Source organism: Streptomyces sp. NPDC002104, assembly GCF_053593795.1.
Genome location: NZ_JBSFDF010000066.1, coordinates 1 through 25,932, shown reverse-complemented (window position 1 = coordinate 25,932; position 25,932 = coordinate 1). Strand labels below are relative to the sequence as shown.

The following is a 25,932-nucleotide window of genomic DNA, read 5'->3' as shown; positions in this document are numbered from 1 at the left end:
ACGTGCTGACCGTCGATTTCTCCCGGTTCCCGCTCGCCGCAGGCGACCGCGTACTCGACCTGGGCTGCGGCGCAGGCCGGCACGCCTTCGAGTGCTACCGGCGCGGCGCCCAGGTGGTCGCCCTCGACCGCAACGGCGAGGAGATCCGCGAGGTCGCCAAGTGGTTCGCGGCGATGAAGGAGGCCGGCGAGGCCCCGGCCGGCGCCACCGCGACCGCGATGGAGGGTGACGCCCTCGCGCTGCCCTTCCCCGACGAGTCCTTCGACGTCGTCATCATCTCCGAGGTGATGGAGCACATCCCCGACGACAAGGGCGTCCTCGCCGAGATGGTCCGCGTCCTGAAGCCCGGCGGGCGCATCGCCATCACCGTGCCGCGCTACGGCCCCGAGAAGATCTGCTGGGCGCTCTCCGACGCCTACCACGAGGTCGAGGGCGGCCACATCCGCATCTACAAGGGCGAGGAACTCCTCGGCAAGATGGAGTCCGCGGGCCTCAAGCCGTACGGCACCCACCACGCGCACGGCCTGCACTCGCCGTACTGGTGGCTCAAGTGCGCCTTCGGCGTCGACAACGACAAGGCGCTGCCCGTCAAGGCGTACCACAAGCTCCTGGTCTGGGACATCATGAAGAAGCCCGCGCTCACCCGGCTCGCGGAGCAGGCGCTGAACCCGGTCATCGGCAAGAGCTTCGTCGCCTACGCCACCAAGCCGCACCTCCCCGTGGGCGCGGCGGCGGCAGCGGCCGAGGCCGTGGGCGCCGCGCAGTGAGCTCTCCCGGGCGCACCGCACCCGAACACCTCGTCCTGGACGGCGTCCTGACGGCCGATCAGGCCGCCGCCACCGTCGCCGGGATCCTCGCCGCGCAGCGCGCCGACGGGGCCATACCGTGGTTCCGCGGGCACCACCTCGACCCGTGGGACCACACCGAGGCCGCGATGGCCCTCGACGCGGCCGGCGAACACGAGGCCGCCGAGCGGGCCTACGACTGGCTGGTCCGCCACCAGAACGACGACGGCTCCTGGTACGCGGCCTACGCCGACCGCGAGGACGGCGTCGACACCCGCGAGCCGCAGGACGCGAGCCGGGAGACCAACTTCACCGCGTACCTCGCCGTCGGCGTCTGGCACCACCACCTGTCCACGGGCGACGAGGCCTTCCTCGACCGGATGTGGCCCGCCGTGTACGCGGCCGTCGAGTTCGTCCTGCGGCTCCAGCAGCCGGGCGGCGAGATCGGCTGGAAGCGCGAAGCCTCCGGCGAGGACGTCACGGACGCCCTGCTCACCGGGTCCTCCTCCATCCACCAGGCGCTGCGCTGCGCGCTGGCCATCGCCGAGTACCGGGGCGATCCGCAGCCCGACTGGGAACTGGCCGCGGGCGCCCTCGGGCACGCGATACGCAGGCACCCGGAGCGGTTCCTCGACAAGTCCCACTACTCCATGGACTGGTACTACCCGGTCCTCGGCGGGGCGCTGACCGGCGCGGAGGCGAAGGCCCGCATCGAGGAACGCTGGGACGAGTTCGTCGTCCCGGACCTCGGCGTACGGTGCGTGCTGCCGAACCCGTGGGTGACCGGCGGGGAGTCCTGCGAACTGGCGCTCGCGCTGTGGGCGACGGGGGAGTCGGACCGGGCCCTGGAGATCCTGCGCTCGATCGGGCACCTGCGGGCCGACAACGGCATGTACTGGACCGGGTACGTCTTCGACGACGGGGCGGTCTGGCCCGTGGAGCAGACCACCTGGACGGCGGGCTCGCTCCTCCTCGCGGTGGCCGCCCTGGGCGGCGACGAGGCCACCGGCACGGTCTTCGGCGGCGTGACCCTGCCGGCCGGCCTGGAACCGGACTGCTGCGGCTGACCCGGTGTGACGCTGTCCTGCGGGGCGGGCGCGGCGGGACCCCCGTACCGGCCTCGCCCGCCCCGCACGCGTGGGGACGCGGCGGGCGTCAGCGGATGGCGGCGTAGTCCTCGCGGTGGTGTGCACGTCCCCCGGCGGGGACGGAGAAGCGGAAGACGCCGGGCGGGAAGAGGCCGTGGGGCTCACCCGGGGCCGCCGTCGGGCGCGTCACGCGGTCCGGCGCGGTGGTGGGCGCGGAGCGGGCGGACGAGGCACTCTCCGTGGCCGTGGCCGTGGCCGTGGCCGTGGCCGTGTTCTGGTTCAAAGGAGCCCCCCGGGCGAAGTCGAATGGACCAACTCTCGCCCGTATGACCCACCGCCGGCACGGATGGTTGCCCTCGCACGCCGGAATTCCGGAAATCCCGGAAGGAAGTGCACGGCCGCCGACGGCATGCGGCCGCTCGCCCTCCGGGGGGCGGGAGGGCGAGCGGTGGCGGCCGGCGCGGGCCGGGCGGGGAGGTTACGGAGGGGTACGGAGGGGCCGGTGCGGGTCAGCGGCGGTACAGCCGGCCCGCGATGGCGTGGCCGATGACCAGGTAGGCGACGGCCGCGATGCCGTAGCCGATCACCACCTGGACCCAGTCGCGGTTGAAGGTGAAGAGGTCGTACGACCAGCCGGCGAGCCAGGTCGCCGCGTCGTGGATGAACTCGACCAGGGCGTTCCCCTGGTTGGCGTCCAGCAGGTACAGCAGGATCCACAGGCCGATGATGAAGGCCATGACGTCGGCGACGACCGCGACGGCGCGGCCTGCCTGGCTGCTTCCTCTGGTGTGTGTTCGCGTGTGTGTGCGCATGCCGCGCTTGTGGCCGGTCCGGGGCGGCGTAAACCCATGGGGGAGACCCGAACGGCCCGCCCGGGTGGCGGAGTCGGGCGGCCGGGGCGAGGCTGCGGGGGACCCCTCAGTCCCCGGAGGAGACCCGTGTCCCTACCCACCACAGCCGTCCGCTTCCGCCGCGCCCTCACGGCGGTGCTCCTGTCCTGCGCCCTGCTCGGCGGTGCCACCGCCTGCGGTTCGGGCGGTGGCGACCAGGCCGCCGCCGGTCAGGCCGACGAGGTTTCGGTGGCCATGGCCGCGTTCGCCGAGGCCGACGCGGCCGCCTCCGCGGAGGACGCGGAAGCGGCCGCGGCGACGCCCTCGCCCAGCAGCCCCGAAGAGAAGCAGAAGTTCGCCAAGACCCGCTTCGTCGCCAACGCGGGTCTCGCGGCCGGCGCCACCTACCAGTGGATCGTCAAGCCCTACCGTGCCGGCAAGTTCAAGAAGGGCGCCAAGGGCCGCACCTTCGCCCTGGTCAAGGCGGGCCTGGCGGGCGCCTTCGCCTACAACCGGCTGAAGGCGGCCAGCGAGAACGCCAAGGGCGACCCGCTGCTGTCGAAGGCCGTGGGCCCGCTGACGGCCGGCATCGACTCCCTCAAGGGGCTCGGCTCCAAGCTCCGCAAGGGCCAGGCCGGTGACGCCGACATCGGTGCCTTCGAGAACGTGATCAACAGCGTCAAGGAAGCCGGAAAGAGCGCGGGCGCCCCGGTGACCGACAAGGTCCCGAGCGCCGGCCAGCTGACCGGCTGACGCGGTCCCGTGAGCGGGCCGGACCGGATCCTCCCGGTTCGGCCCGCTTCCGCACGCGCTCCACCTGTTTGAATGGACCGGTGATCGAGTTCGTGTTCTTCGCCGGCGTCGCCGCCGCGACCGGCTGGCTGATGCGCCGCAAGCACCGCCGACGCCAGGCGGGCGGGCCCGTGCCCGGGATCCCGGGCATGGCACGACGCCCCGCGGGGACCGGCCGCTGGCGCAGCGGCCGGGTGTACGCCGACCAGGGCGCGGCCCGCTGGGTCCCCGGCCGGGGCGAGCCCGTACCCCTGACCGGCGCCCGGGCCATCGGCGTACGGGTGCCCTCCGTGAGGGAGGGCATCTCCATCAACCCGGGCTCGCGGATCGTGACGGTCGAGCTCGGCGGAGAAGGCGGCGAGGGCGGCGAGGGCATCGAGATCGCCGTGATGCCGCTGGACCTGCGCGAGCTCCTGGCGGCCCTCCCGCAGACGGCCCCGGACTCCCTCCCGGGGCCCCTCCCGGAGGAAACCCCGGATTCCGGGCCGCGGTAGCCGCGGTAGCCGCGGTGCGGGGCGCGTCGTCCACGCCCTTCGCAAACCCCCGGACCGACCCGAGAATGGGCGCCATGGGGGACAACACATTGTGGGTGGGCGTACTCACCGGGGGCACGGCGGTCGTCGCGAGCTGGGTGACCAGCCGGGGCACGGCCAGGGCCGCCCGGATCCAGGCCGAGACGACCGCGGCCGTCCAGCGGGCGGACCAGCGGCGCACGGCGCGGCGCAACGCCTACGCGGACGTCATCGAGCAGGCACAGAAGATGGGCGACCTGTACTGGAAGGTCAACGACGCCCACGCCGAACCGGATCCGCAGGCGCGCGTCGACGCGCTCAGGGACCTGCGCCTGCGGCTGCGCGATGCGTACGCCTCGCTGCGCCACCTCGTACGCATCGTGGAGCTGGAGGGGCCGCAGGAGGTCGCGGCGGCCGCCGACCGGCTGCGGCGGTCGACGTCCGACAGCTACGAGGCGCTGGAGGACATGATCGGGGGCGACGCGGGCGCGATCCAGCGGTTCAACGAGTGCTACGCACCGTTCTGGGAGCGGGTGGTGGCCCTCGTGGCCGCTGCGCGCGGGGTGCTCCAGGACGACGCCGTTCCGGCCGCCGTCCCCGTACCCGCCCCGGTGTCCGCTGCCGTTCCCCCGCCCCGGACGCGCCGGCCGTGGGCCCGGCGGCGGCCGGGGGCCGGAGGGTGAGCGGGGGGCCGAGGGTGAACGGGCCGGAGCGTGAACGGGGCGGAGGCCAAGGCGACCCTAGGCGTTCAGTTCCGCCAGGACCCGCAGGGTGTGGGGGTCGGGGGCGGTGAGGAGGAGGTCGGTCACCGGGCCCTTGCGCCACAGGTCGAGGCGTTCGGCGATCCGCTCACGGGGTCCGATCAGGGAGATCTCGTCCGCGAACGCGTCCGGGACGGCCATCACGGCCTCTTCCTTGCGCCCGGCCAGGAACAGCTCCTGGATCCGCTGCGCCTCCTCCTCGTAGCCCATCCGGCCCATGAGGTCGGCGTGGAAGTTGCGGGCGGCGTGGCCCATTCCGCCGATGTAGAAGCCCAGCATCGCCTTCACCGGGAGGAGGCCCTCCGCGACGTCGTCGCAGACCTTCGCGCGGGCCATCGGGGCGATCATGAACCCCTCGGGGAGTTCGGACAGCGAGGCCTGGTAGACGTCCGTGCGGGTCGGGGACCAGTACAGGGGGAGCCAGCCGTCCGCGATGCGGGTGGTCTGGGCGATGTTCTTCGGGCCCTCCGCGCCGAGCAGGACCGGCAGGTCGGCGCGGAGCGGGTGGGTGATGGGCTTGAGCGGTTTGCCGATGCCGGTGCCGTCCGCGCCCCGGTACGGGTGGCTGTGGAAGCGGCCGTCCAGGGCGACCGGGGCCTCGCGGCGCAGCACCTGGCGGATGACGTCCACGTACTCCCGGGTCGCCGTCAGGGGGCTGGAGGGGAAGGGGCGCCCGTACCAGCCTTCGACCACCTGCGGTCCGGACAGTCCGAGGCCCAGCATCATCCGGCCCCCGGACAGGTGGTCCAGGGTCAGTGCCTGCATGGCGGTGGCGGTCGGGGTGCGGGCCGCCATCTGCGCGATGGCGGTGCCCAGGCGGATGCGCGAGGTGTGCGCGGCGATCCAGGTGAGCGGGGTGAAGGCGTCCGAGCCCCAGGCCTCGGCGGTCCACACGGAGTCGTAGCCGAGGTTCTCGGCTTCCGTGGCGAGGTCGAGGTGGTCCGGGTTGGGGCCGCGGCCCCAGTAGCCGAGTGCGAGTCCGAGGCGCATGTGACGGTCCCCTCCACGAATCTGACGATGCGTCAGGTGACTGTAGGGCAACGGCCCCCCGCCCGGAAGGGCGGGGGGCCGTCGAGGGGGCACGTGCGCGGGATCAGCCGCGCTGGATGCCCGAGGTGTCGTTCAGGACGCCGCGGCGGCCGTCCTGGGTCTGGGCGATCAGGGTGGCCGGACCGCGCTGCTCCACGGCCAGGTACCAGGTGCCGGGCGCGAGTTCCGCGATCGGGGCGGGGCTGCCGTCCTCGGCGAAGAGCGGGCGGGCCACCGGAACGGCGAACCAGAACGGCGTGAAGTCCGCCGCCGGGGCCGGCTGCGGGGTCTGGTCCTGCGGGGTCTGGTGCTGCTCGTGGCCGCCGCCGTAGGGCGGGACCGGCTGCGGGGCGGCCCCGTACGGCTGCGGCTCCTGGCCGCCCGGGTATCCGTACCCGGCGCCCGGCTGCGGCTGCTGGCCGTACGGCGGGACGGCGGTGGTCGCGGGCTTCGGGTCCGGCACGAGCTGCCCGGCGAGCGCGGGGATCTTCGCACCGAAGAGGGTCACTCCGGCCAGTGCGAAGGTGGCGAGGAAGGCGATGACGGCGCCGGCGCCGAGGTCGTTGCCGGTCGGGCAGACGATCAGGCCCCACAGCGCGGACCAGGCCGCCGCGACGGAGAGCACCGTGCCCCAGGCCTGGAACGGCAGGCCCAGGAGCTGGCGTCCGGCGGGCTGCAGGCGCCCGGCGACGAGCAGGCCGACGGCGATGAACGCGATCAGGAAGATGCTCGGCAGCACCAGGCCGTACGAGTCGGTGTCCCACGCGCTCTCTGTGTCGACGTTGGTCACGGAGTAGAAATCGAGGAACGAGGCGATGAACAGCAGCACCGCTGCTCCGATCACCACGCCGTCGCCTCGTGTGAGGGATCGGATGTTCACGTCTTTGGGTGTCCTTCTCGGTCTCGTCGTCTCGTGGTGCCGTGGGTGCCCGCCGTGACGCAGGGGGCGGGCGGCACCATGGTACGGAGCTTCGCCGCGGCCGAGGGATCGGGGCTGCGGGCCGTCCGGGGGGACGGTCCCGGTGGCCCTACCCGCCGAGGAAGCCGACGATGCCGTCCGCGATGCCCTGCGCCGCCTTCTGGCGCCACTCCGGACTCGACAGCTGCGCCGCGTCCTTGGCATCACGCATGTTGCCGCATTCGATGAACACCTTGGGGCGGGTCGAGAGGTTCAGTCCGCCCAGATCGTCGCGGACGACCAATCCGGTCCCGCTGCCCAGGTAGTTGGCGGGGGCGGAACCGGTGGTCCGGGCGAAGTTCCCGGCGATCCGCTCGCCGAGCTGCCGGGACGGTCCGACGATCTTCGCGGTGTCGGCGCCGCCGCCCTTCACCTTGGCGGGGAGGATGACGTGGAAACCGCGGCTCCCGGCCGACACCCCGTCCGCGTGGACGGAGACCACGGCGTCGGCGGCGGCCTCGTTGCCGATCCGGGCGCGCTCGTCGATGCAGGGGCCGAAGGGGGGCTCCTTGCCGGCCTTGCCGGCCTCGTGGGTGAGGACCACCTTGAGGCCCTTGGCCTCCAGGACGGTGCGCAGCCGCCGGGACACGTCCATGCTGAACTCGGCCTCCATGTAGCCGGAGTTCGTGGTGGTGCCGGTGGTGTCGCACTCCTTGCGGTTGGTGCCGATGTCCACCTGGCGGTTGATCTCGGTGGTGTGCTTGAAGTTGCCCGTGTTGTGGCCGGGGTCGATGACGACGGTACGGCCGACGAGTCCCTTGGCGGGGGCGGAGGCGGAGGCGGAGGCGGGGTTCGGGGCGGCGCCGGTCCCGCCGGGGGCCGGGCTCGCGGCCGGAGCCGATCCGGAGGGGGCCGATGCGGAAGGCACCGCCCCGGAGGGTGCCGCCGACGCCGCGATCGGCATCACGATCCGGGGCGGCCGCGAGTCGTCGCTCGCGCCCCCGCTCAGCACCTCGGTCAGTACCCACCCGGCCAGGGCGGCCGGAGCGATCGCCGCCGCCGCGACGACCAGGGTCGACCGGCGGGCGTACCAGGGCCGGTCCGGACTGATGGACGTCGAGGACTCGGGGAGCGGCGGGGAGCTTTCGTCGTAGCGCACCCGGCGATGCTAGACCGGAGGTCGGTCGGGTGTACGGACCGTGGGCCATCCGAGGGCGCGGTGCGCTTATATGCTCCGCGAACCTGCCGCACCCCGCGGGCCTGCACCCCGCGGGCCTGCACCCTGCGGGCCTGCACCCTGCGGGCCTGCACCCTGCGGGCCTGCACCCTGCGGGCCTGCACCCTGCGGGCCTGCACACCGGGGGTCTGCCGCCCGCCGGGGGTCTGGCGCGCTCAGCGGGTCTGCCGCGGCCCGGGGGCCTGCCGTGCCCCGGCGGGCTGGCGTGCCCCGGCGGCCTTTCGTGCCCCGGGGGCTGGCGTGCACCGCGGGTCTGCCGCACGTCGATGGCTCGCCGAACGCCGCGGAGGCTGGCGCACGCCGGGGGCCTGCCGTGCCTCGGGGGCCGGCGTGCCCCGCGGGTCTGCCGCACGCCGATGGCTTGCCGAACATCGCGGAGTCTGCCGCACGCCGGGGGCCTTTCGTGCCCCGGGGGCTGGTGTGCCCCGGGGGCTGCCGCACGTCGATGGCTTGGCGAACACCGCGGAGCCTGGCGCACGCCGGGGCCTGCCGCGGCCCGGGGGCCTGGCGTGCCCGGGGTGTCGGGTGTCGGCGTGTGCGGGTGGGGCGCCGTTGCCGCCGGGCCGCCGGGCCTTACGCGGCGGCGGGGCCGGATGTGCGCCGGAGCACGCGGAGGGAGTCCGTCACCGAGACCTCCTCGAAGGCGCCCGAGGCCAGGGCGCGCAGGTAGATGCGGTACGGGGCCTGGCCGCCGTCGGCCGGGTCGGGGAACACGTCGTGGATCACCAGCGTGCCGCCCTCGGCGACGTGCGGGGCCCACCCCTCGTAGTCGCCCGTGGCGTGCTCGTCGGTGTGGCCGCCGTCGATGAAGACCAGGCCGAGCTTGCCGCCCCACGCCGCGGCGACCTGCGGGGAACGGCCGACGATCGCGATGACGTGGTCCTCCAGGCCGGCCTTGTGCAGGGTCCGGCGGAAGGTGGGCAGGGTGTCCATCAGCCCGATCTCCGGGTCCACGACGCTCGGGTCGTGGTACTCCCAGCCGGGCTGCTGCTCCTCGCTGCCCCGGTGGTGGTCCACGGTGAGCGCGCTCACCCCCGCCTCCCGTGCCGCGTCGGCGAGCAGGATCGTGGAGCGCCCGCAGTAGGTCCCGACCTCCAGCAGCGGCAGCCCCAGCCGCGCCGCGTCGGCCGCCGCCTCGTACAGGGCGAGCCCTTCCCCTACGGGCATGAACCCCTTGGCGGCCTCGAAGGCGGCGAGGGTCTCCGGCTTGGGGCTGGCCATGGTGTTCCTCCTGCGGGGTGGGCCGCATGCGGCATGCGGCGTACGCCGACGCGCATCGGCGCACGTCGGCGGCCCATGCTGCCTTACTCGCTGGTAGGACGCCATGCCCGGCTGCATGACAGTTTTACTTGTCAGGGCCGCTCGCGACAGGTAAACATGTCGCATGGATGATTCGACTCCGATCCCGCCCTCGATCCCGACTCCCGGCCGGGACGACGAGGACTTCTGGGCCGCCGTCATGGACCTGGTGGAGCCCGCCTGGAGCGAGCCCGCCGAGGACGAGGCGTTCGCCATGGACGACCAGGTGCTCGACGCGGTCCGGCCGCTGGCCCGGCGCATCTCGACGCGCGCGCAGGCCTACCGCGACGCCGGCCGGCCCTTCGACCCGGCCCTGATGGCCGCCCCCGATGTGCAACTGGCCCTGCTGCGCGCGCTGTACGAAGCCAAGCGTTCCGTCGACCGGATGGCGGAGAGCGCCGCGACCGTCGCGGGCCGCAGCGGAGCCAGTTACGCGCAGCTGGGCGCGGCCTGGGGCGGCATCAAGCGGCAGTCCGCCCGCCTCAAGTGGCCCCACGCGGTGGCGAAGCGGTCCGCGAGCGAGTCCATCCCGCTGCGCTACGCGGGCGGTACCGCCGTCATCCACCACGACCCGGACGCCGATGCCTGGTGGTACACCGCCGTCGCCGCGGACGGGCGGGACGAGGAATCGGAGGCGGTGCACCCCACGTACGCCGAGGCCATCGCCCGGGCGACCCAGTTCCTCCTGGAGCACGGCCCGACCCCGCGCGCTCAGTAGCCCCTGACGAGGAGGCCGGCCCGGGTCTGGGGCCAGGTGGTGAGCACGTAGTGGTCCTCGGCCGCGCGCCAGCGCCCGATCCACTCCTCGGAGTTCTCGCCGCGGGCGCGCACCCGCTGGAGGCAGACGTCCCGCGGGGTGTCCACGTAGACGGTGAGGTCGTAGTACGGCGCCAGCTCCGGGCGGGCCGAGCAGACCCCTTCGACGATCACCGTGCCGCCCGTGGCGGCCTCGCGCCAGGCACCGAGCCGTCCCGTGCTCCAGTCGCAGAGCTGGTGGCGGGCGGGCCGGCCGGCGCGCAGCGGGACCAGGACCTGGTCCCGTAGGCGTTCCCAGTCGAAGTAGCGCTGGTAGCCCTGTTCGGCGTCGAGCCGTTCGCGCTCGCGCTCGGGCATGGGCCGGTAGAAGTCGTCCACGTGGACGACGACGGCCCCGTCGAGCAGCCCGGCCACCGCCGCGGCCAGCGTCGTCTTCCCCGAGCCCCCGGTGCCGTCGACGGCGAGCAACCGGGTGGCCCGCCGGGCCGGGGGCAGTCGCAGGAGGGCTTCGGCGACGTCCCCCGCCCGCTCCGCCACGTCCAGGGGATCCCCGTCCGCCCGGGCCCCGGCGGTCCGCGCGGCACTCGACAGCACGACCTCCTGTGCCTCCCGCAGTCCGACGCCCAGCAGTTCGCGGGTGACGGCGACCGAGTCCAGCACCCCCGCCCCGAGATCCCGCAGGAGCAACTGGACGCGTTCCACGCCCCCCTCCTGCCGGGCCAGGGGTGCGCACCGCTCGACGAGACGGGCGATGCGGGCGGCACGCTCCGCAGGAAGGCCGTGGAGGCTGTCGGGCACGGGAACTCCTCTTGGTGGTGGGTGCGGTGGGGAGCGACGCGGCGACCCGGGCCGACGGACCCGTGACGGGGTCCTCCCCGCCAACGCCCACCGGGCGGGGGGCCGGAGCTACTCCGTGCCCGTGAGTAGGGCGACCAGGCCGGCCGTGTGCGGGGTCGGGGCCGTGGGGTGGAGGAGTTCCGTGCGGTGGACCAGGCGGGGGGTGCGGACCGGGACCGCCGTGGTGCCGGGGAAGACGGCGGCCAGGGAGAGGGGGAGCGCGGTCAGGCCGTGCCCGGCGGCGGCCAGGGCGGCCAGGGCGTGGGGATCGGTGCCGTGGTGGCGGATCCGCGGGTGGAAGCCGGCGGTGTGGCTGACCTCGCGGAGCCGGGCGAGGGGGACCGCCGTGTCGGGGGCGTCGATCCACTGCGCCTGCGCGAGGTCGGGCAGACGGACCGAACTCCGGCGCGCCAGAGGGTGGTTGCGGGGGAAGAGGACGGCCAGGGGTTCCTCGGCGACGGCCAGGGTGACGGTGGGGCCGAGGTCCGGCAGCGGGAGGGGGTCGCTGGGCGCGGCCACGCCGTCCACGAGGCCGAGGTCGGCGCGGGCGGTCAGGACCGCCTCGACCACCGCGTCCCGGCCCAGGACGTGGAGGTCCACCTCCACCGGTCCCTCGGCGCGCAGCCGGGCCAGGGCCCCGGCGAGCGCCGGGCCGAAGGCCGCGGGGGAACAGGCCAGCGTCAGACGGGCGTTGGGGGCCCGGTGCAGCCGGGCGATGTCGGCGCGGGCGGCGTCGAGGCGCAGCAGCAGCCCGGGGGCGTGTTCCATCAGCCGCAGCCCCGCCTCGGTGGGGCCGACGGGCCGGCGCTCGACCAGCCGGGCGCCCAGGTCGGCTTCGAGCGCGGCGATGTGCTGGGAGACCGCCGATTGCGTGTAGCCGAGGACGGACGCGGCGGTGGAGAAGGAGCGGTGTTCGAGGACCGCGACGAAGGTGCGCAGCAGATGCGGATCCATGGGCATCAGTATCGCTTATGCGGGTAGTGCGGATCATCGTTGGACGTGATGGGCCGGTGGCTTGGAGGATGACCAGCATGACGAACGGCACGAAGAACGCGCACCACACCGCCGGCACGGCGACCGCCCGCACCGCCCGCACCGCCCGCATCGCCCTGATCGCGGACCGCTCCGACGCCGTACGCTCCCACGCCCGCGTCCCCGGCCTGCTGGAGGCGCTGCGCCTGCGCGAGGGCCTGGACCTGGACGCCTACTGGATCCCCACCGAGGAGGCCGGAGAGGGCATGGACGGCTTCGACGCCGTCTGGGTCCTGCCCGGCAGCCCCTACCGCAGCGAGGCCGGGGTGCTCACCGCGATCCGGGACGCCCGAGAGAACGGCATCCCCTTCCTCGGCACCTGCGGCGGATTCCAGCACGCCCTGCTGGAGTTCGCCCGTACGGTCTGCGGGCTGGACCGGGCCGCCCACGCCGAGAACGACCCGGCGTCCGCCGAGGCGGACGCGGTGGTCGTCCCGCTGGCCTGCTCGCTGGTGGGCCACGAGGGCACCGTACGGGTCACCCCCGGCTCCCGCGCCGCCCAACTGCTCGGCGCGGACCGCACGCAGGCCCGGTACCACTGCAACTACGGCCCCAACCCCCTCCACCTGGACCTGCTCCGCGCCCACGGCATGACCTTCACCGGCGCCGACGAATCCGGCGACATCCGCGTCGCCGAACTGGCCGGGCACCCCTTCTTCCTGGCCACCCTGTTCCAGCCCGAACTGGACGGCGACGGCACCCGCGCCCACCCGTTCGTGGCGGGGCTGGCCGCGGCGGCCGTGGAGCACGCGCGCAGCCGCGGCACGTCAGGCCGCCGCGCGTCCGAGGAGGGCCAGGAGCCGCTGCTGCGGTGAGGCGCCGGGCCCGACGGCCAGGACGGGCGCGTACATCCCCGTGGCCGCGAACTGCTCCGCCATGGGCACGATCACGGCCAGGCAGGTCGCGACGGCCTCCTCGTCGAGGCGCACCGAAAGATCCGCCGCCCGCGCCAGGTCCCAGGCGTGGACGAGCGGTTCGATGACGGCCGAGGCGAGGATCGCCTCGACGGGGACGTCGCCGTGGTGCGAAGGAACCACCGCGGCCGGGTCGACAGCGGCGAGCAGGCCGTCCATGCGGCGGGCCGTGGCCTCCCAGGCGGCGCCGGGGTCGCGGTCGATGGCCTCGGCGGGATCCTTGAGCGGCTCGCGGGGCCCTTGCCCGGTGATGAGGGCGGCGATCTGGTGCTGCCCGTCGATCAGGTGTCCCAGTACGTGCAGGGTGGTCCAGCCGCCGCAGGGCGAAGGGGAGTTCCACCGATCGTCCGGGATGCGGGAGACGACATCGCCGACTCCCGCGAGCGCCCGCCGGTAGCGGGCCGAGGTCGAGGTCGAGGCCGGGGTCGAGGCCGGGGCCGAGCCCGGAGCCGGGTTCATCGTGCGTCCTCCGATGCGGTCGATGCGGTCGAGGTGGTCGGGGCGGTGGGGGCGGTGGGGAGCAGGAGGGGGCTCAGGGCGTTCCAGGCGGCCTGTGCGAGGGCCGGTGCCGCGTCCGACGCCTGCCCGGCGCTGCCGAGCAGCAGTCGGTGGCGCGCGTACTCCTGGGCGGGACCCGTCCAGACGGCGATGACGACGCCGAGCTCGGGAGTGCCGTCCCAGCCGTGTCCGCGGAGCCACTGGGCGACGGCCCGGAAGAACTCCCGGCTGGAGGCGGCGATCCGGGGCGCGTCACGGGGAGCGGTCCAGTCGGGCGGCGCCAGCAGGAACGCGGCGAGGCCCGGATGCCCCGCCATCCAGGCCAGATGGCGGTGGACGACCTCCTCGATGCCCTCCCGCAGGCCGAGCGGGGGAGTGAGCGCCGAGAGGAGCTCGGCCTGGTGCTGTTCGAGCCCCTGGAGGTAGACGGCCTCCGCCAGATCCTGCTTGTTGGGGAAGTGGTGGAAGAAGCTGCCGTTGCTGACGCCGGAGCGCGTGCGCACCTGCTCCACCGTCGTCCGCTGCACACCCCGCTCCAGGAAGCACGCGAGCGCTGCCGTGAGGATCCGTGTCCGGGTGTCGGTATCTGACATGCAACCAGAGTACTGCTCTAGAGTGTTACTCCACTAGGGCGTGTCGCATTCGAACCACACCGTCTTTCCGGACGAGTTGAGGTCCGTGCCCCAGCGGTCGGTCACCGCGTCGACCAGGAGCAGGCCGCGGCCGCCCTCGCCCAGCTCCCCGGAGTCGGGCGCCGGCAGTCGTGGAGGTGACGGGCACCCGTCCGAGACCTCCACGCGCAGCCCGTCCGGTTGGCGGAGGATGAGGACCGCGCATCCGCGTCCGGGTACGTGACGCACGACGTTGGCGACCAGCTCGGTGAGCGCGAGCTCCGCGGCGTCGGCGAGGGCGTCGAGCTCCCACTGCGTGAGGAACATCCGCAGGATGCGGCGCATGTGCCGGGCCGAATGGTCACCGACGGTGAAGCCCATGCGGTAGCTGCCGTCAATTCCTGCTGATGAGTGGTCAGTTGCGAGATTCATGGCATCAGAGTGGAGCGGCGTCGTTACGCTCGGCTATGGACCGAAACGAACGCCGCACGGTGTGAACTTGGGGGTGACCGCTCCATGGTCAACATCCGCAGTCTCGACCCCAGCGCCTCTCCGCTGGACTACTACGGCGCGGAACTGCGCCGCCTGCGGGAAGCCGCCGGGCTCAAACAGGCACAGCTCGGCGACATCATCTTCTGCGCGGCCTCACTGATCGGCCAGATCGAGACGGCGAGGAAGGTGCCGACCCGCGACTTCTCGGAGCGGGTCGACGCGGCGCTGAACACGGGCGGGGTGTTCTCCCGGCTGGTGGGGTTGGTCCTACGGAGCCAGCTGCCGCCTTGGTTCCAGGCGTACGCGGAGATGGAGGCGAAGGCCGCGTACATCTCCACCTTTCAGGCCCAGCTGATCTACGGACTGCTCCAGACGGAGGCGTACGCGCGGGCCATTCTCGGCGTCCGGCACGAGAAGGGCCTGGACGCGCAGGTGGCTGCCCGCATCGAGCGGCAGCGGATCCTGGAGCGCGAGCAGCCGCCGCTGATGTGGGTGGTGCTGAGCGAGGCCACCCTGCACCAGGAGGTGGGCGGCTGTGAGGTGATGCGAGGCCAACTTGCCCACCTGTTGGGGCTGCGGGACCGGGAGTGGGTGCGGGTGCAGATCCTGCCCTTCGAGGCGGGCGCGCACGCCGGGCAGATGGGCACGTTCAACGTCCTGCGCTTCGAGGACGACCCGGACATCGTCTACACCGAGGACTTCGTCCAGGGCCATATGACGGCCAATCCGGCAGCCCTCAGGGAGGGTTCGCTCCGTTACGATCACCTGCAGGCCGCCGCGCTCTCCGTGGAGAAATCGGCGGAACTGATCGCCCGCGTAATGGAGGAACGCTATGGACAGCATCCAGGACCTGACGGGCGCGCGGTGGCGTAAGTCCTCGTACAGCGGTGACACCGGCGGTGATTGCGTCGAGTGCGCCCCGCTCGGCGGCGCCGTCTGGCGCAAGTCCTCGTACAGCGCAGACACCGGCGGTCAGTGCGTAGAGGTCGCCCCCCAGCCCTGCCAGATCGCGGTCCGGGACTCCAAGAACCCCGGCGGCCCGGCCTTCACCGTCGCCCCGGCCGCCTTCGCGGAGTTCGTGCGCAGCCTCTGACGGAGGGGCGCCGCCCCGGCCGCCGATGCGCGTGGCGGCCGGGGCGGGTGGTCACGAGGGGTCGGTCAGGCCGTCGATGACCATGCTCGTGGTGTCCACCTGATACCAGACGTCGGACGTCGTGCCGTTCTCGAAGGTCTGGGTCAGGACGACCTTGGCGTGACCGTCCGCCTGCTCCTTCTCCCGCCGCGGACCAGCTCTCGGGCAGCTCGTTCACGCGGAAGACGGGGTCCTTCTGGTGGTCGGAGCCCCAGTCGTACAGCGTGCCGTCGAGTTCGGCCGCGAGGTACTCCTTGCGGACGTCGGCCGGGCTCTTGCCCTCCGCGTGCTGGCCGTTCACGGCGTCCTTGTAGTAGCCGACGAACGTCATGACCTGCATCTCTGGCCGCGTCGACATCCGGGCCGACGACGCCGGAGCCCGCGGGCTCTCCGCCTGTGCGGGGAGCGCCAGCAGGCCGGTGCCGGCGAGCAGCACCGCAGTGCACGCGCCGATCACCGCGCTGCGCAGGCGGGGGCGGTAGGACATGGGGACTCCCTGGGGAACGGTGCGAGCGGGACACGCGCACTCAAGCAACATCCGGGAGGCGGGCATAGCGCCCATTAGAGGCGGCTCCGGCCGGATCCGCGCACGGTGGCCGGCCCCGCCCGAGCCTCCCTTGGGGAGAAAGGATTCGGGTGAGGGCCCTCCCAGAACCGCCCCGGCTCGGAGGGAGTACCCGTACGGCCGGTGGTACGGGGTTTCGGGGGGCGGCCCGGCTGCTGCGTCACGCCGCGGGTCTCACTCGTTCGGCATGCGCGCATACGTTTCTTCCTGCGCCGGACGAGTGGCCGGGGGGATCGGCCCGGGGGGATCGGGGGAGTCCAGGGCTGACCCGTACCCGTGTGCGCAAAGGAAGACCGACATGAAACCCGCCCGTTCCCTCGCCCTGGCTGCCGTGACCTCGATCGTGCTCTTGGCCGGCAGCGCGTTCACCGCGTTCTCCGCCAACGCGGGCGACTCCGGGGGCGATCCGCCCAAGCCCGCGCCCCCCGCCGATGCCGGTGTCGTCGCGCCGCCTAGCTCGCACCAGCAGTACCGGGGCGACAACGTCACCATCCCGGCCGGTGGTTTCGGCTACGCGCACGTCAACTGCCCGGCGGGCACCGTGCCCACCGGGGGCGGCGGCCAGACCGGCAGCAGGCTCACGTTCCTCACCGACACCCTGCCCAGTCCCACGGGGTGGACGGTGGGCGCGAAGAACACCGACACCAGCCGGAGCAACACCGCTTCGGCCTGGGTCGTCTGCACCGCGGCCGGGACCTAGCTTCATCCTGAACACAACTGCCTTTACCCTGATGCGGGTTCGGCCGGGCATGCCAGTCCGGCCGACCGCGGCGGACCATCGGGGGACGGGCAGTATGAGCAGCGCGCACAGGGACGACGGCGGCAACGCCGACCACGCCGACGGCGGGATAAAGCCGCTCGCGGCCGGGGATCCGAGCAGGATCGGGCCGTACCTGCTGCTCGGGCGCCTCGGTGCCGGCGGGATGGGGCGGGTGTTCCTGGCCCGCTCGGAGGGCGGGCGTACGGTCGCGGTGAAGGTGGTCCACGAGGAGCACGTGGCCGACGCGCAGTTCCGGGCCCGGTTCCGCCGCGAGATCGACGCCGCCCGCAAGGTCGGCGAGCGGTACACCGCGCCCGTCCTGGACGCGGACCCCGACGCGGAACGCCCCTGGGTGGCCACCGGATACGTACCCGGGCTCTCGCTGGAGCAGGTCGTGCGCCGGTACGGCCCCCTGCCCGTGCAGTCCGTACACGCCCTCGCGGACGGGCTGCTGCACGCGCTGAAGGACATCCACAGCACCGGGATCGTGCACCGCGACCTCAAGCCGTCGAACGTGATGCTGACCGTCGAGGGCAGCCGGGTCATCGACTTCGGGATCTCGCGGGCGCTGGAGACCTCCGTCGAATCGCTGCTCACCAGCACCGGCATGGTCGTCGGTTCGCCCGGGTTCATGTCGCCCGAGCAGGTGCGGGGGCAGCGGGCCGGGGCGAAGAGCGACGTGTTCACCCTCGGCTGCGTCCTGATGTACGCGGCCACGGGCCAACTGCCCTTCGGGCACGGCGTCAGCAATCAGCACGCGGTGATGTTCCAGATCGTGGAGGGCGAACCGGCCCTGGAGCGGGTGGCGGACGCCCCGCTGCGCGCGCTGATCGGCCGCTGCCTGGTCAAGGGCGTCGACGAACGGCCCGGTGTGGACGAGCTGCTGGCGGACCCCGAGCGGGTCCTCCCGTCGGGGGCGCGCGGCGGGGCGTGGCTGCCGCCCGAGGTGGTGGAACGGCTGGCCCGGCAGGCGGCGCGGCTGCTCGACGCGGAGGCGGTGCCGGTCGCGGCGCCGGATCCGGAGCCCGTGGCGGATGCGGATGGGGATGCGGATGCGGATGCCGTGCCCGTGCCCGCGCCCGTGCCCGTGGAGGACGGGGGTGCGGGAGAGGCGGGGACCCCCGACCGCGGGACGCTCGGGCTGCGGCCGGAGGCGGGGGTGTCCGGCGGGGCGGACCCGTCCGGCGGGCAGGTCGTCGGAGTCGGCCCGGCCGCCGGTCCGGCCTCCGCGGCGGCCGCCGAGCAGGGCGAGCGGCGCAGGGCCCGGCGGCGGTGGAACGTCGCCGTGCCGGTCGTGCTGGTGCTCACCGTCGGCGGGGGCACGGTGACCCTGCTCCAGCCGTTCGGTGGCGGTGGCGGGGGCGGCGGCGCGCAGGCCGCGCCCCCGGCGAGCAACGCGCCCGTCACGCCCGGGACTTCCGCGGGCCCGGCGTCGGCGGGCACCGGTTCGCCCGCCCCGGGCGCGGTCGGCTCCCCGAGCCCACAGGCCCCCCAGAGCCCGTCCGTACCGGTGCCGGACGGCCAGGCCGCCGCCGGACAGGGCGCGGCGGCGGGTGCGGGAACCCCCGGCGGAGGCTCCGGCAGCCCGGGCGGCAGCGGCGCGAGCCAGGGCGGAGGCGGGGGCCCGGTCGCGGGAGGCACCGGTACGGGCACCAGCCCGGGCGCCACCCCCGGGGGATCGGGCTCGGGCTCACCGAGCGGAGGCGGCTCGCCGAGCGGGGGAGGCTCGCCGAGCGGTGGCGGATCACCCAGCGGCGGCGGCTCCCCGAGCGGAGGCTCGTCCGGGGGCAACAACGCGCTCCCCTCCTACTTCGCCGGGACCTGGACCTACAAGGCCGACCTCAACATCGGCCAGCCGGCGACGGTGATCATCACCCGCTCCGGGGCGGTCCGCCTGATCAGCGAGACCCAGATGGGCCACTGCGAGAACATCGCCAAGGTGACCTCGCTAACCTCCGGCGGGACCCGGATCAACATCGGCGCGGCGGCCGTGGACAAGTCCAAGTCCACCAGCCAGTTCTGCGGGGTCCTGGACCCCTCCTTCTTCACCAAGAGCCTGCCGTCCGGCCTCCAGCACAACGTCGGCCCCTCCCACGGCGACGGCTACTACTACGAGCGCTCCTGACGCCCGCGCGCTGTCAGGTGGGGGAGGCGCCGCTCGCCAGGCCGGTCTCCCAGGCCCACGCGGCGATGCCCACCCGGTTGCGCACCGCCAGCTTCGCCTGGATGTTGGCGACATGGGTCTTGGCGGTGCCCGGCGAGATGAACAGCTCGGCGCCGACCTCGGCGTTGGTCAGTCCTCGGGCGACGAGCAGGGCGATCTCGCGCTCCCGCGCCGTGAGGGGGTCCTCGGGCGCGGTGCGCGGTGCGGGAACGGGCTGAGGCCGGGACGGGGACGGGGACGGGGACGCGGACGGGGGCGCGGACAGGCTGCGCAGCAGCCGGACCGTGAGCTGGGGGCTGATCAGGGTGTCACCGGCCATCGCGGCGCGTACGCCCTCGATCAGCAGGTTGGGACCCGAGCGCTTCAGCAGGAACCCGCACGCGCCGTTGCGCAGTGCGGTGTGGACGTAGTCGTCCAGGTCGAAGGTCGTGACGACGACCACGCGGACGGGGTGCTCGGCGGCGGGGCCGGCCAGGAGCCGGGTCACCTCCAGGCCGTTCAGGCCCGGCATCCGGATGTCGGTGAGTACGACGTCGGGCTGCAGCGAACGGGCGAGCTCCACCGCGGTCGCGCCGTCGGCGGCCTCTCCGACGACGGTCATGTCGGGCTGCGAATCGAGGATGAGGCGGAAGCCGTTGCGCACGTCTTCCTGGTCGTCGGCTATCAGGATGCGGGTGGTCACGGGATCATGATGCCGTTGCCCGTGGTCCGCCGGCCCGTGGTCCGCCGGCCCGTGGTCCGCCGGCCTGTGGTCCGCCGGCCCGTGGACCGGCGCCGGGAAGGGTCGCTGTCACGCGCCAGCCGTCGCCGTGGTGACCCGAGGCAAAGGTACCGCCGCCGGCGCGCACGCGTTCGGCCAGCGCGAGCAGTCCGCCGCCACCCCTGGGGCCCCGGTCGAGCCGGGGGAGCGCGGGCCGGTGCGGGGAGCGGCCACGGCCGCCGTCGTCGGTCACGCTGACCTCGACGGTCGTACGGTCCGTAGGGTCCGTACGGAGCGCGACGTGGACGCCGGCCGCACCCGGGGCGTGCCGGCGTACGTTGGTGAGGGCCTCCACCACGACCCGGTGGACCGTGGCGGCGCCCTCGCGGGAGAGCGCCTCGGTGACGCCCGGATCCAGTTCGAGGCGGGCGCGGACCTGGCCCGTCCCGTCGAACCGGTCGATGACCTCCGCGAGTTGGTCGATGCCGGGGAGGGCCGTACGCGCTCCGCCCGCGGGCCTTGCGTCCCTGCTGTCACCGTCGGCGCCGGTGGTCTCGTCTGCGGCGTGCAGCATCCGGACCGTGCGGTCGATCGAGGCCAGTGCCGCGAGCCCGGCCCGCTCGATGCGTTCCAGCGCCCCGGCCGCCGCCGCCGGATCGTGCGCGGCCACGAACCGGGCCGCCTGGGCCTGGACGACGATGCCGCTCACGTCGTGGGCGATGAAATCGTGCAGGTCGTGGGCGAGTTCGAGCTGCTGGGCGCGGCGTGCGGCCAGGACAGCCTGCCTGCGGCGGTCCTCCATCAGACGCGGGTAGCCACCGACGACGACCGCCCCGATGACCGGCGCCGTCCAGAAGGCCATCAGGCCGAGCGACTCGAAGAAGGAGGCGTCCGGTACGAGGGGGACGGTCCATACGGCGACGGCCGCGGCGCCGAGCGCGCCGCCCACCAGGAGCCGGCGCCGGGGCGACCAGCGGACCGCGGCCGTCAGGAGCAGCAGGACCGCTCCCACCGCCAGCAGGTGCCACTTCGACCCGCCGGCCGTTCCGCGTCCGGGCCAGGCGAAGACGGCCAGCAGGAGCAGACCGCCGGAGGCGCCCGTGGCGGTCCCGGTCCACCGGCGTGACCGGGGCAGGCTGCCGAGGGTGCCGAGGGCGATTCCGGCGGCCGCGATCGCCGGCAGCGGCCGTACGCCCAGGAAGGCCGTGGCGGCGCACACGGCCGCGGCCGCGATGCCGATGACGGCGCGGTCCCGGTGTGCGATGCCCGTGATCTTCACTCTCGCGACCCTAGGCGCTGTCCGGGGCCGGTGGTATCTGCCGATCGGCAGAGGGGGGTCCACCGGGCCCCCGAGTGGATCTCCCGATCGGCCGATGGCCGCGCACCCGGACGGTGGCGGAGGCTGATGCCACACCGGGAGGCGGCCAAACCGGCCGCCGGGAGCCAGGAGTTCACCATGCCGCGCAGTCACACTCTCCGTACGTCCGTCGTCGGCCTGACCGTACTGGCGGTCATCGGAGGCCTCGCCGTCTCCGTCTCCGCCTCCGCCTCCGCCTCGGAGGGGGCGGGGAAGGCTCCGAAGGAATCGAGTCTCACCGGCTCCGCCAAGATGTACCGGGCCGACGGCCAGCAGGTCCGCTTCTCCTTCGACGCCCATGGCTTCGCCCCGGCCGAGCCGGACGAGCAGGACGCCCCGGCCGGCACCTCGCGCGGCACCTTCCGGTTCAGTCACTACACCGCCGACGGAAAGCAGGGTGCCTACGCCGAAGGGCGCATCGACTGCCTGCTGACCGGCGGTCCGGTCGCCACGGCCACCGGTGTCATCACGAGCTCGGACCTGCCCCCGGGCGCCATCGGCAAGCGCGTCGGGTTCACCGTCTACGACGGGAAGGGCGACGGGGAGAAGGACCGGGTCGGCTACAGCTGGGCCGTGTCCGGCTTCGACGGTCTGGAGGTGCCGAAGTGCCTCAGCGCCGCGCCGTACGAGATCGTCGAGAGCGGCGACTTCAAGGTCCGGCACGTCCTCCCGCCGAACCCGTCGGTGACCCCGGTGACCCCGGTGACCCCGGTGACCCCGGCGGCCCCGGCCGCCTCGGGGACCACGGTGAACTCGGGGGACAGGGGATGAGGCCGGCGGCGGTCATGGAGCGCCGGCCGAGCCGCCGAGCGGTGCGGCTCGCCCGCCTCGCCGCGCTCGCTCCGCTGCCCACGGGGGTGTGGCGGATCGCAGGGGCGTTCGGAGTGCCGCTCGGGTTCACCGGGGACGACCCGCTGGCGGACGTCCGCTTCGGCAGTGGCTTCTCGCTGTACATGATCGGCCTGAGCGTGTTCGCCGAGATGCTGGGGCTCCTCGCCCTGGGTCTCGTGCGGGGCTGGGGTGAAGTCGCCCCACGTTGGCTGCCGTTGATCGGCGGCAGGACGATCCCGCCGCTCGCCGCCGTGATCCCCGCCGGTCTGGGGGCCGCCGCGCTCACCCTGCTGGGAGTCCTGGGGGCCATCGGCTGGAACGACCCGGGGAACATGGGTGCCCCCGGTTCGCCCACGGGCGCGGCGTACTGGGTCATGACGGCCTCCTACCTGCCCCTGGTGGCCTGGGGACCGTTGCTGGCGGTCGTCACCGTGGCCTACCACCGCCGCCGGAGCGCCGCCGCGCCCGGACGCCGGCTCGTTGCCGCCTGACGGCCGCGGTGGGCCTCCGCAGAGCGAGAACACGTTGCAGTTCTGACCTTCCGTCAGAATGCAACGTGTTCTACTCTGCCGCGCATGGGCATCGGAATCACACAGGAACAGCGGGAGTTGGCCGAGGCCGTACGCGGCTGGGTCGCGCGGGCCGTGCCGCCCGAGGAGGTGCGCAAGCTCCTCGACACCCCGCCGCAGACGGGCGCGCGACCCGCCTACTGGGACGGGCTGCTCGCCTCCGGGCTGCTGGAACCGCACCTGGAGGGCGGCACCCTGCTCGACCTCGCCGTCGTGGTGGAGGAGGCCGCCCGGGCGGCGCTGCCCGGGGCGTACCTGCCGAGCGTGCTGGCCTCCGTACTCCTGGACCGGGCCGGCGCCGAACCCCTCGGCGGGCGGGTCGGCGCCGTGGCGCTCGGGCCCGGCGACCTCACCGCCGTCGCCGTGGAGGGCGGTTACCTCCTCGACGGGACCGCGCCGCCGGTGCTGGGCGCGGGCGAGGCCGACCTCGTGCTGCTCGCCGCCGAGACCGCGCACGGAACCCGCTGGTTCGCCGTCGACTCCGCCGCCCTGGACGTCCGTACGCAGGACAGCGCCGACCCGACCCGGCCCACCGCCGAGGTCCGCGCCCGCGGGGTCACCGCCGGGCCCGGCGCCCTGCTGGAACTCGACGCCGCCCTCGTACGGGACCTCGCCTGCGTGCTGTTCGCCGCCGACGCCTGCGGCACGGCCGCCTGGGCGCTGCACACCGCCGCCGAGTACGCGAAGGTCCGCGAACAGTTCGGCCGGCCCATCGGGCAGTTCCAGGGGATCAAGCACCTGTGCGCCGACATGCTGGTGCGCGTGGAGCAGGCCCGGGCACTCGCCTGGGACGCCGCGCAGGCCACGGAGGAACCGGCCGAGGTGCGCTCCCTGGTGGCCGCGCTGGCCGCCGGCACCGCGCTGGACGCCGCGTACTCCTGCGCCAAGGACTGCGTCCAGGTGCTCGGCGGCATCGGCTTCACCTGGGAGCACGACGCCCACATCTACCTCCGCCGGGCCCTGGTCGCCCGCCAGCTCCTCGGCTCCGGCGACGGCCACCGGGTCCGGGCCGTACGGCTCGCCGCCGCCGGGGCGCGGCGCGAGCTGCGCCTGGAACTGCCCGCGCGGGCCGAGACCCACCGCGCGAAGGCCCGTAGCGCCATCGCGGACGCGGCCGGGCTCGACCCCGCCACCGCGCGGAGGGTCCTGGCGCCGACCGGGTACGCGGCCCCGTACCTGCCGGCCCCGTACGGGCTCGGCGCGGGCCCGGTGGAACAGCTCGTGGTGCAGCAGGAACTGGCGGCCGCCGGGGTCAAGGTCGCCGACCTCGGCATCGCCACCTGGGTCGTGCCCTCCCTGCTCGCCTACGGGACCCCCGAACAGCAGGAGCGCTACCTGCTCCCCACGCTGCGCGGGGACGTCACCTGGTGCCAGCTCTTCTCCGAACCGGGCGCGGGCTCCGACCTGGCCTCACTGCGGACCAAGGCCGAGCGACCGGAGTCCGGGGCCGGCTGGATCGTCAACGGGCAGAAGGTGTGGACCAGTTCCGCGCAGAGCGCCGACTACGGGATCCTTCTGGCCCGCACCGACCCGGACGCCCCCAAGCACAAGGGCCTCGGCTACTTCGTGGTGGACATGAAGACCCCCGGGATCGACATCCGGCCGCTCAAGGAGATCACCGGCGAAGCCCTCTTCAACGAGGTCTACTTCGACGACGTGCCGCTGCCGGAGGACGCCCTGGTGGGGGAAGCGACGGGGGGCTGGAAGGTCGCCCGCAACACCCTCGGCAACGAACGCGTCCACATGGCCGACCAGATGACCTTCGACACCGGCCTGGAAGCGCTGCTCGCCCGCTCCGCCGAACTCGAAGGCGGCTACCGGGTCCGGATCGGGGCCCTGGCCGCCGAGGCGCACGCCCTGGCCTGCATCGGGCTGCGCACCACGCTCCAGCAGGTCTCCGGACTGGAGCCCGGCGCGGGCGCGTCCGTACGCAAACTCGTCCAGACCCCGCACCAGCAGCGGACCGCCGAGCTCACGCTCGAACTGCTGGGCCCGGCGGGCGCGGTGAGCGAGGGGGCGGGGAAGCGGGCGGTGCACGGCATGCTCATGTCCCGCTGCCTGACCATCGCCGGAGGCACCACGCAGGTCCAGCTCAACGTCGTCGCCGAGCGGATTCTCGGCCTTCCCAGGGACTGAAGGGCAGTGGGGACACACATGAAGTCGTACATCGTGGGCGTCGGCATGACGAAGTTCGAGAAGCCGGAGTCGAGGGACTGGCAGTACTGGGACATGGCGAAGGAAGCCGGCGACGCGGCGCTCGCCGACGCGGGCATCGACTACGGGCTGGTCGAGCAGGTACCGGTGGGCTACTGCTTCCAGGCCTCCACGGCCGGCCAGCGGGCGGCGTACGAGCTGGGGCTGAGCGGGGTCCCCGTCTACAACGTCAACAACAACTGCGCGACGGGCTCGACGGCGCTGATGATGGCGCGGCAGTTCGTCGAGGGCGGGATCAACGACTGCGTGCTGGCGCTCGGCTTCGAGAAGATGAAGCGCGGCGCGCTGGGGGGCGGGGCCGACGGGGGCGACTTCAAGACCTCGCCGGTCGCCCGGCACTACGGGATCATGGCCGCCGGGCACGGCTTCGAGATGTCCCCGCCGACCGCGCAGATCTTCGGGAACGCGGCGCGGGAGCACATGAAGCTCTACGGGACCACGGCCGCGCAGCTCGCGGCGGTCGGGGCGAAGAACCACCGGCACTCGGCGAACAACCCGAACGCCCAGTTCCAGGACGTCTACACGGTCGAGGAGATCCTCGCGGCGAAGACGATCCACGAGCCGCTGACCAAGCTCCAGTGCTCGCCGACGTCCGACGGGGCGGCCGCCGCGGTGGTCGTCTCGGAGCGGTTCGTGGAGCGGCACGGGCTGGGGGAGCGGGCGGTGGAGATCGTCGCCCAGTCGATGACCACGGACACGGAGGCGTCGTTCGCCTCCGGGTCCTGCATCGACGTCGTCGGCAAGCCGATGACCGCGGCGGCGGGGCGGGCGGTGTTCGCGGCGGCGGGGCTGGGGATCGGGGACGTGGACGTCATCGAGCTGCACGACTGCTTCTCGATCAACGAGCTGCTGACGTACGAGGCGCTGGGCCTGTGCGAGGACGGCGGCGCGGGGGCGTTGGTGGAGTCGGGCGCGACGACGTACGGCGGCCGGTGGGTGGTCAACCCCTCGGGCGGCCTCATCTCCAAGGGCCACCCGCTGGGAGCGACGGGGCTCGCGCAGGCGGCGGAGCTGGTGTGGCAGCTGCGGGGCGAGGCGGGGGCGCGGCAGGTCGAGGGTGCCCGGGTCGCCCTGGCCCACAACATCGGCCTGGGCGGCGCGGCGGTGGTCACCCTGCTGCGGCGGTAGCCGTCGGCGGGGCGCTGCGCTGTGCTGTGCTGTGCTGGGCGCGGGTTGGCTGCGGGTGGGGGCCGGTGCCGGGGGCGGGGTGGGGTGTCGGCCTGGACTGCATGATTTAGGCGCCCTGGTTCGAACGTTCGACAGTTGTGG

The 25,932-nt window shown here is 73.8% G+C and carries 29 protein-coding genes; 16 read left to right on the top strand and 13 right to left on the bottom strand.

Features of this window, described 5'->3' with window-relative positions; translation table 11 throughout:
- Positions 1-2 precede the first annotated feature (2 nt).
- Together ACWCP2_RS34380 and ACWCP2_RS34375 are read left to right on the top strand one after the other, a co-directional pair.
- A complete protein-coding gene (locus tag ACWCP2_RS34380) occupies positions 3-767 on the top strand; it encodes a class I SAM-dependent methyltransferase (protein WP_450912497.1) in 765 nt (254 codons plus the stop codon).
- Positions 764-1,852: a prenyltransferase gene (locus tag ACWCP2_RS34375; RefSeq protein ID WP_450912496.1), complete on the top strand. Its 1,089-nt coding sequence runs from the start codon at positions 764-766 to the stop codon at positions 1,850-1,852. The genes ACWCP2_RS34380 and ACWCP2_RS34375 overlap by 4 nt, the downstream gene beginning before the upstream one ends.
- A gap of 88 nt (positions 1,853-1,940) precedes the next feature.
- Here ACWCP2_RS34375 and ACWCP2_RS34370 read toward each other — a convergent pair whose 3' ends face one another.
- Complete coding sequence (locus tag ACWCP2_RS34370; protein ID WP_450912495.1) at positions 1,941-2,156, bottom strand: hypothetical protein; 216 nt, start codon at positions 2,154-2,156, stop codon at positions 1,941-1,943.
- 226 nt (positions 2,157-2,382) lie between these two features.
- Positions 2,383-2,685, bottom strand: a complete 303-nt coding sequence (locus tag ACWCP2_RS34365) for a hypothetical protein (protein ID WP_450912494.1) — start codon at positions 2,683-2,685, stop codon at positions 2,383-2,385.
- 273 nt (positions 2,686-2,958) lie between these two features.
- Here ACWCP2_RS34365 and ACWCP2_RS34360 point away from each other — a divergent pair, with 273 nt between their 5' ends.
- The 3 genes from ACWCP2_RS34360 to ACWCP2_RS34350 all read left to right on the top strand — a co-directional run bounded on the left by ACWCP2_RS34360 (position 2,959) and on the right by ACWCP2_RS34350 (position 4,690).
- Positions 2,959-3,456 carry a hypothetical protein gene (locus ACWCP2_RS34360; protein WP_450912506.1) on the top strand — a complete coding sequence of 166 codons (498 nt, stop codon included), beginning with the start codon at positions 2,959-2,961 and terminating at the stop codon, positions 3,454-3,456.
- An 80-nt stretch (positions 3,457-3,536) separates the two neighbouring features.
- Positions 3,537-3,989, top strand: a complete 453-nt coding sequence (locus ACWCP2_RS34355) for a hypothetical protein (RefSeq protein ID WP_450912493.1) — start codon at positions 3,537-3,539, stop codon at positions 3,987-3,989.
- A gap of 74 nt (positions 3,990-4,063) precedes the next feature.
- On the top strand, positions 4,064-4,690 hold the full coding sequence (locus ACWCP2_RS34350) for a hypothetical protein (RefSeq protein ID WP_450912492.1): 627 nt from the start codon (positions 4,064-4,066) through the stop codon (positions 4,688-4,690).
- A gap of 57 nt (positions 4,691-4,747) precedes the next feature.
- Here ACWCP2_RS34350 and ACWCP2_RS34345 read toward each other — a convergent pair whose 3' ends face one another.
- The 4 genes from ACWCP2_RS34345 to ACWCP2_RS34330 form a co-directional block, all read right to left on the bottom strand.
- A complete protein-coding gene (locus ACWCP2_RS34345; RefSeq protein ID WP_450912491.1) occupies positions 4,748-5,758 on the bottom strand; it encodes an LLM class F420-dependent oxidoreductase in 1,011 nt (336 codons plus the stop codon).
- Between the two features lie 103 nt (positions 5,759-5,861).
- The gene (locus ACWCP2_RS34340) at positions 5,862-6,677 is read right to left on the bottom strand and encodes a hypothetical protein (protein WP_450912490.1); all 816 of its coding nucleotides are present in this window, start codon (positions 6,675-6,677) and stop codon (positions 5,862-5,864) included.
- A gap of 148 nt (positions 6,678-6,825) precedes the next feature.
- The gene (locus ACWCP2_RS34335; protein WP_450912489.1) at positions 6,826-7,854 is read right to left on the bottom strand and encodes an N-acetylmuramoyl-L-alanine amidase; all 1,029 of its coding nucleotides are present in this window, start codon (positions 7,852-7,854) and stop codon (positions 6,826-6,828) included.
- 651 nt (positions 7,855-8,505) lie between these two features.
- Positions 8,506-9,153: a class I SAM-dependent methyltransferase gene (locus ACWCP2_RS34330; RefSeq protein ID WP_450912488.1), complete on the bottom strand. Its 648-nt coding sequence runs from the start codon at positions 9,151-9,153 to the stop codon at positions 8,506-8,508.
- 163 nt (positions 9,154-9,316) lie between these two features.
- On the opposite strand from ACWCP2_RS34330, the gene ACWCP2_RS34325 reads away from it, so the two are divergent.
- On the top strand, positions 9,317-9,949 hold the full coding sequence (locus ACWCP2_RS34325) for a hypothetical protein (RefSeq protein ID WP_450912487.1): 633 nt from the start codon (positions 9,317-9,319) through the stop codon (positions 9,947-9,949).
- On the opposite strand, the gene ACWCP2_RS34320 is transcribed toward ACWCP2_RS34325, so the two are convergent.
- The gene (locus ACWCP2_RS34320; RefSeq protein ID WP_450912486.1) at positions 9,943-10,785 is read right to left on the bottom strand and encodes an AAA family ATPase; all 843 of its coding nucleotides are present in this window, start codon (positions 10,783-10,785) and stop codon (positions 9,943-9,945) included. The two genes, ACWCP2_RS34325 and ACWCP2_RS34320, sit on opposite strands and share 7 nt — an antisense overlap.
- A 108-nt stretch (positions 10,786-10,893) precedes the next feature.
- Positions 10,894-11,778, bottom strand: coding sequence for a LysR family transcriptional regulator (locus ACWCP2_RS34315; RefSeq protein WP_450912485.1), 885 nt, complete (start codon positions 11,776-11,778; stop codon positions 10,894-10,896).
- A 77-nt stretch (positions 11,779-11,855) separates the two neighbouring features.
- On the opposite strand from ACWCP2_RS34315, the gene ACWCP2_RS34310 reads away from it, so the two are divergent.
- Complete coding sequence (locus ACWCP2_RS34310) at positions 11,856-12,671, top strand: CTP synthase C-terminal region-related (seleno)protein (RefSeq protein WP_450912484.1); 816 nt, start codon at positions 11,856-11,858, stop codon at positions 12,669-12,671.
- Here the strand turns inward: ACWCP2_RS34310 and ACWCP2_RS34305 are convergent.
- The 3 genes from ACWCP2_RS34305 to ACWCP2_RS34295 are packed head-to-tail and all read right to left on the bottom strand — an operon-like array spanning position 12,624 to position 14,311.
- Positions 12,624-13,229 (bottom strand): TIGR03086 family metal-binding protein, encoded by a 606-nt coding sequence (locus ACWCP2_RS34305; RefSeq protein WP_450912483.1) that lies wholly within the window; start codon positions 13,227-13,229, stop codon positions 12,624-12,626. The genes ACWCP2_RS34310 and ACWCP2_RS34305 overlap by 48 nt on opposite strands.
- Positions 13,226-13,861 carry a TetR/AcrR family transcriptional regulator gene (locus ACWCP2_RS34300; protein ID WP_450912482.1) on the bottom strand — a complete coding sequence of 212 codons (636 nt, stop codon included), beginning with the start codon at positions 13,859-13,861 and terminating at the stop codon, positions 13,226-13,228. Before ACWCP2_RS34300 ends, ACWCP2_RS34305 begins: the two co-directional genes overlap by 4 nt.
- Positions 13,862-13,894: 33 nt before the next feature.
- Positions 13,895-14,311 (bottom strand): ATP-binding protein, encoded by a 417-nt coding sequence (locus ACWCP2_RS34295; RefSeq protein WP_450912481.1) that lies wholly within the window; start codon positions 14,309-14,311, stop codon positions 13,895-13,897.
- 84 nt (positions 14,312-14,395) lie between these two features.
- On the opposite strand from ACWCP2_RS34295, the gene ACWCP2_RS34290 reads away from it, so the two are divergent.
- From ACWCP2_RS34290 to ACWCP2_RS34270, 5 genes are all read left to right on the top strand, one after another.
- Complete coding sequence (locus tag ACWCP2_RS34290) at positions 14,396-15,244, top strand: helix-turn-helix domain-containing protein (RefSeq protein WP_450912480.1); 849 nt, start codon at positions 14,396-14,398, stop codon at positions 15,242-15,244.
- Positions 15,204-15,464, top strand: coding sequence for a DUF397 domain-containing protein (locus ACWCP2_RS34285; protein WP_450912479.1), 261 nt, complete (start codon positions 15,204-15,206; stop codon positions 15,462-15,464). Before ACWCP2_RS34290 ends, ACWCP2_RS34285 begins: the two co-directional genes overlap by 41 nt.
- Positions 15,465-15,832: 368 nt before the next feature.
- A complete protein-coding gene (locus tag ACWCP2_RS34280) occupies positions 15,833-15,985 on the top strand; it encodes a hypothetical protein (protein WP_450912478.1) in 153 nt (50 codons plus the stop codon).
- Positions 15,986-16,366: 381 nt separating this feature from the next.
- Positions 16,367-16,768, top strand: a complete 402-nt coding sequence (locus ACWCP2_RS34275) for a hypothetical protein (protein WP_450912477.1) — start codon at positions 16,367-16,369, stop codon at positions 16,766-16,768.
- A 94-nt stretch (positions 16,769-16,862) separates the two neighbouring features.
- Positions 16,863-18,953 (top strand): protein kinase domain-containing protein, encoded by a 2,091-nt coding sequence (locus ACWCP2_RS34270; RefSeq protein WP_450912476.1) that lies wholly within the window; start codon positions 16,863-16,865, stop codon positions 18,951-18,953.
- A 13-nt stretch (positions 18,954-18,966) separates the two neighbouring features.
- Here the strand turns inward: ACWCP2_RS34270 and ACWCP2_RS34265 are convergent, their stop codons facing one another.
- A complete protein-coding gene (locus ACWCP2_RS34265) occupies positions 18,967-19,674 on the bottom strand; it encodes a response regulator (protein WP_450912475.1) in 708 nt (235 codons plus the stop codon).
- Positions 19,675-19,678: 4 nt separating this feature from the next.
- A complete protein-coding gene (locus ACWCP2_RS34260; protein ID WP_450912474.1) occupies positions 19,679-20,971 on the bottom strand; it encodes a sensor histidine kinase in 1,293 nt (430 codons plus the stop codon).
- 177 nt (positions 20,972-21,148) lie between these two features.
- Here ACWCP2_RS34260 and ACWCP2_RS34255 point away from each other — a divergent pair, with 177 nt between their 5' ends.
- The 4 genes from ACWCP2_RS34255 (at position 21,149) to ACWCP2_RS34240 (ending at position 25,791) form a co-directional block, all read left to right on the top strand.
- A complete protein-coding gene (locus ACWCP2_RS34255; RefSeq protein WP_450912473.1) occupies positions 21,149-21,820 on the top strand; it encodes a hypothetical protein in 672 nt (223 codons plus the stop codon).
- Entirely contained in the window at positions 21,817-22,371 is a 555-nt protein-coding gene (locus ACWCP2_RS34250) for a hypothetical protein (protein WP_450912472.1), read from the top strand. Before ACWCP2_RS34255 ends, ACWCP2_RS34250 begins: the two co-directional genes overlap by 4 nt.
- 84 nt (positions 22,372-22,455) lie before the next feature.
- Positions 22,456-24,585 carry an acyl-CoA dehydrogenase gene (locus ACWCP2_RS34245; RefSeq protein WP_450912471.1) on the top strand — a complete coding sequence of 710 codons (2,130 nt, stop codon included), beginning with the start codon at positions 22,456-22,458 and terminating at the stop codon, positions 24,583-24,585.
- 18 nt (positions 24,586-24,603) lie between these two features.
- Positions 24,604-25,791 carry a thiolase C-terminal domain-containing protein gene (locus ACWCP2_RS34240; RefSeq protein WP_450912470.1) on the top strand — a complete coding sequence of 396 codons (1,188 nt, stop codon included), beginning with the start codon at positions 24,604-24,606 and terminating at the stop codon, positions 25,789-25,791.
- Positions 25,792-25,932 lie beyond the last annotated feature (141 nt).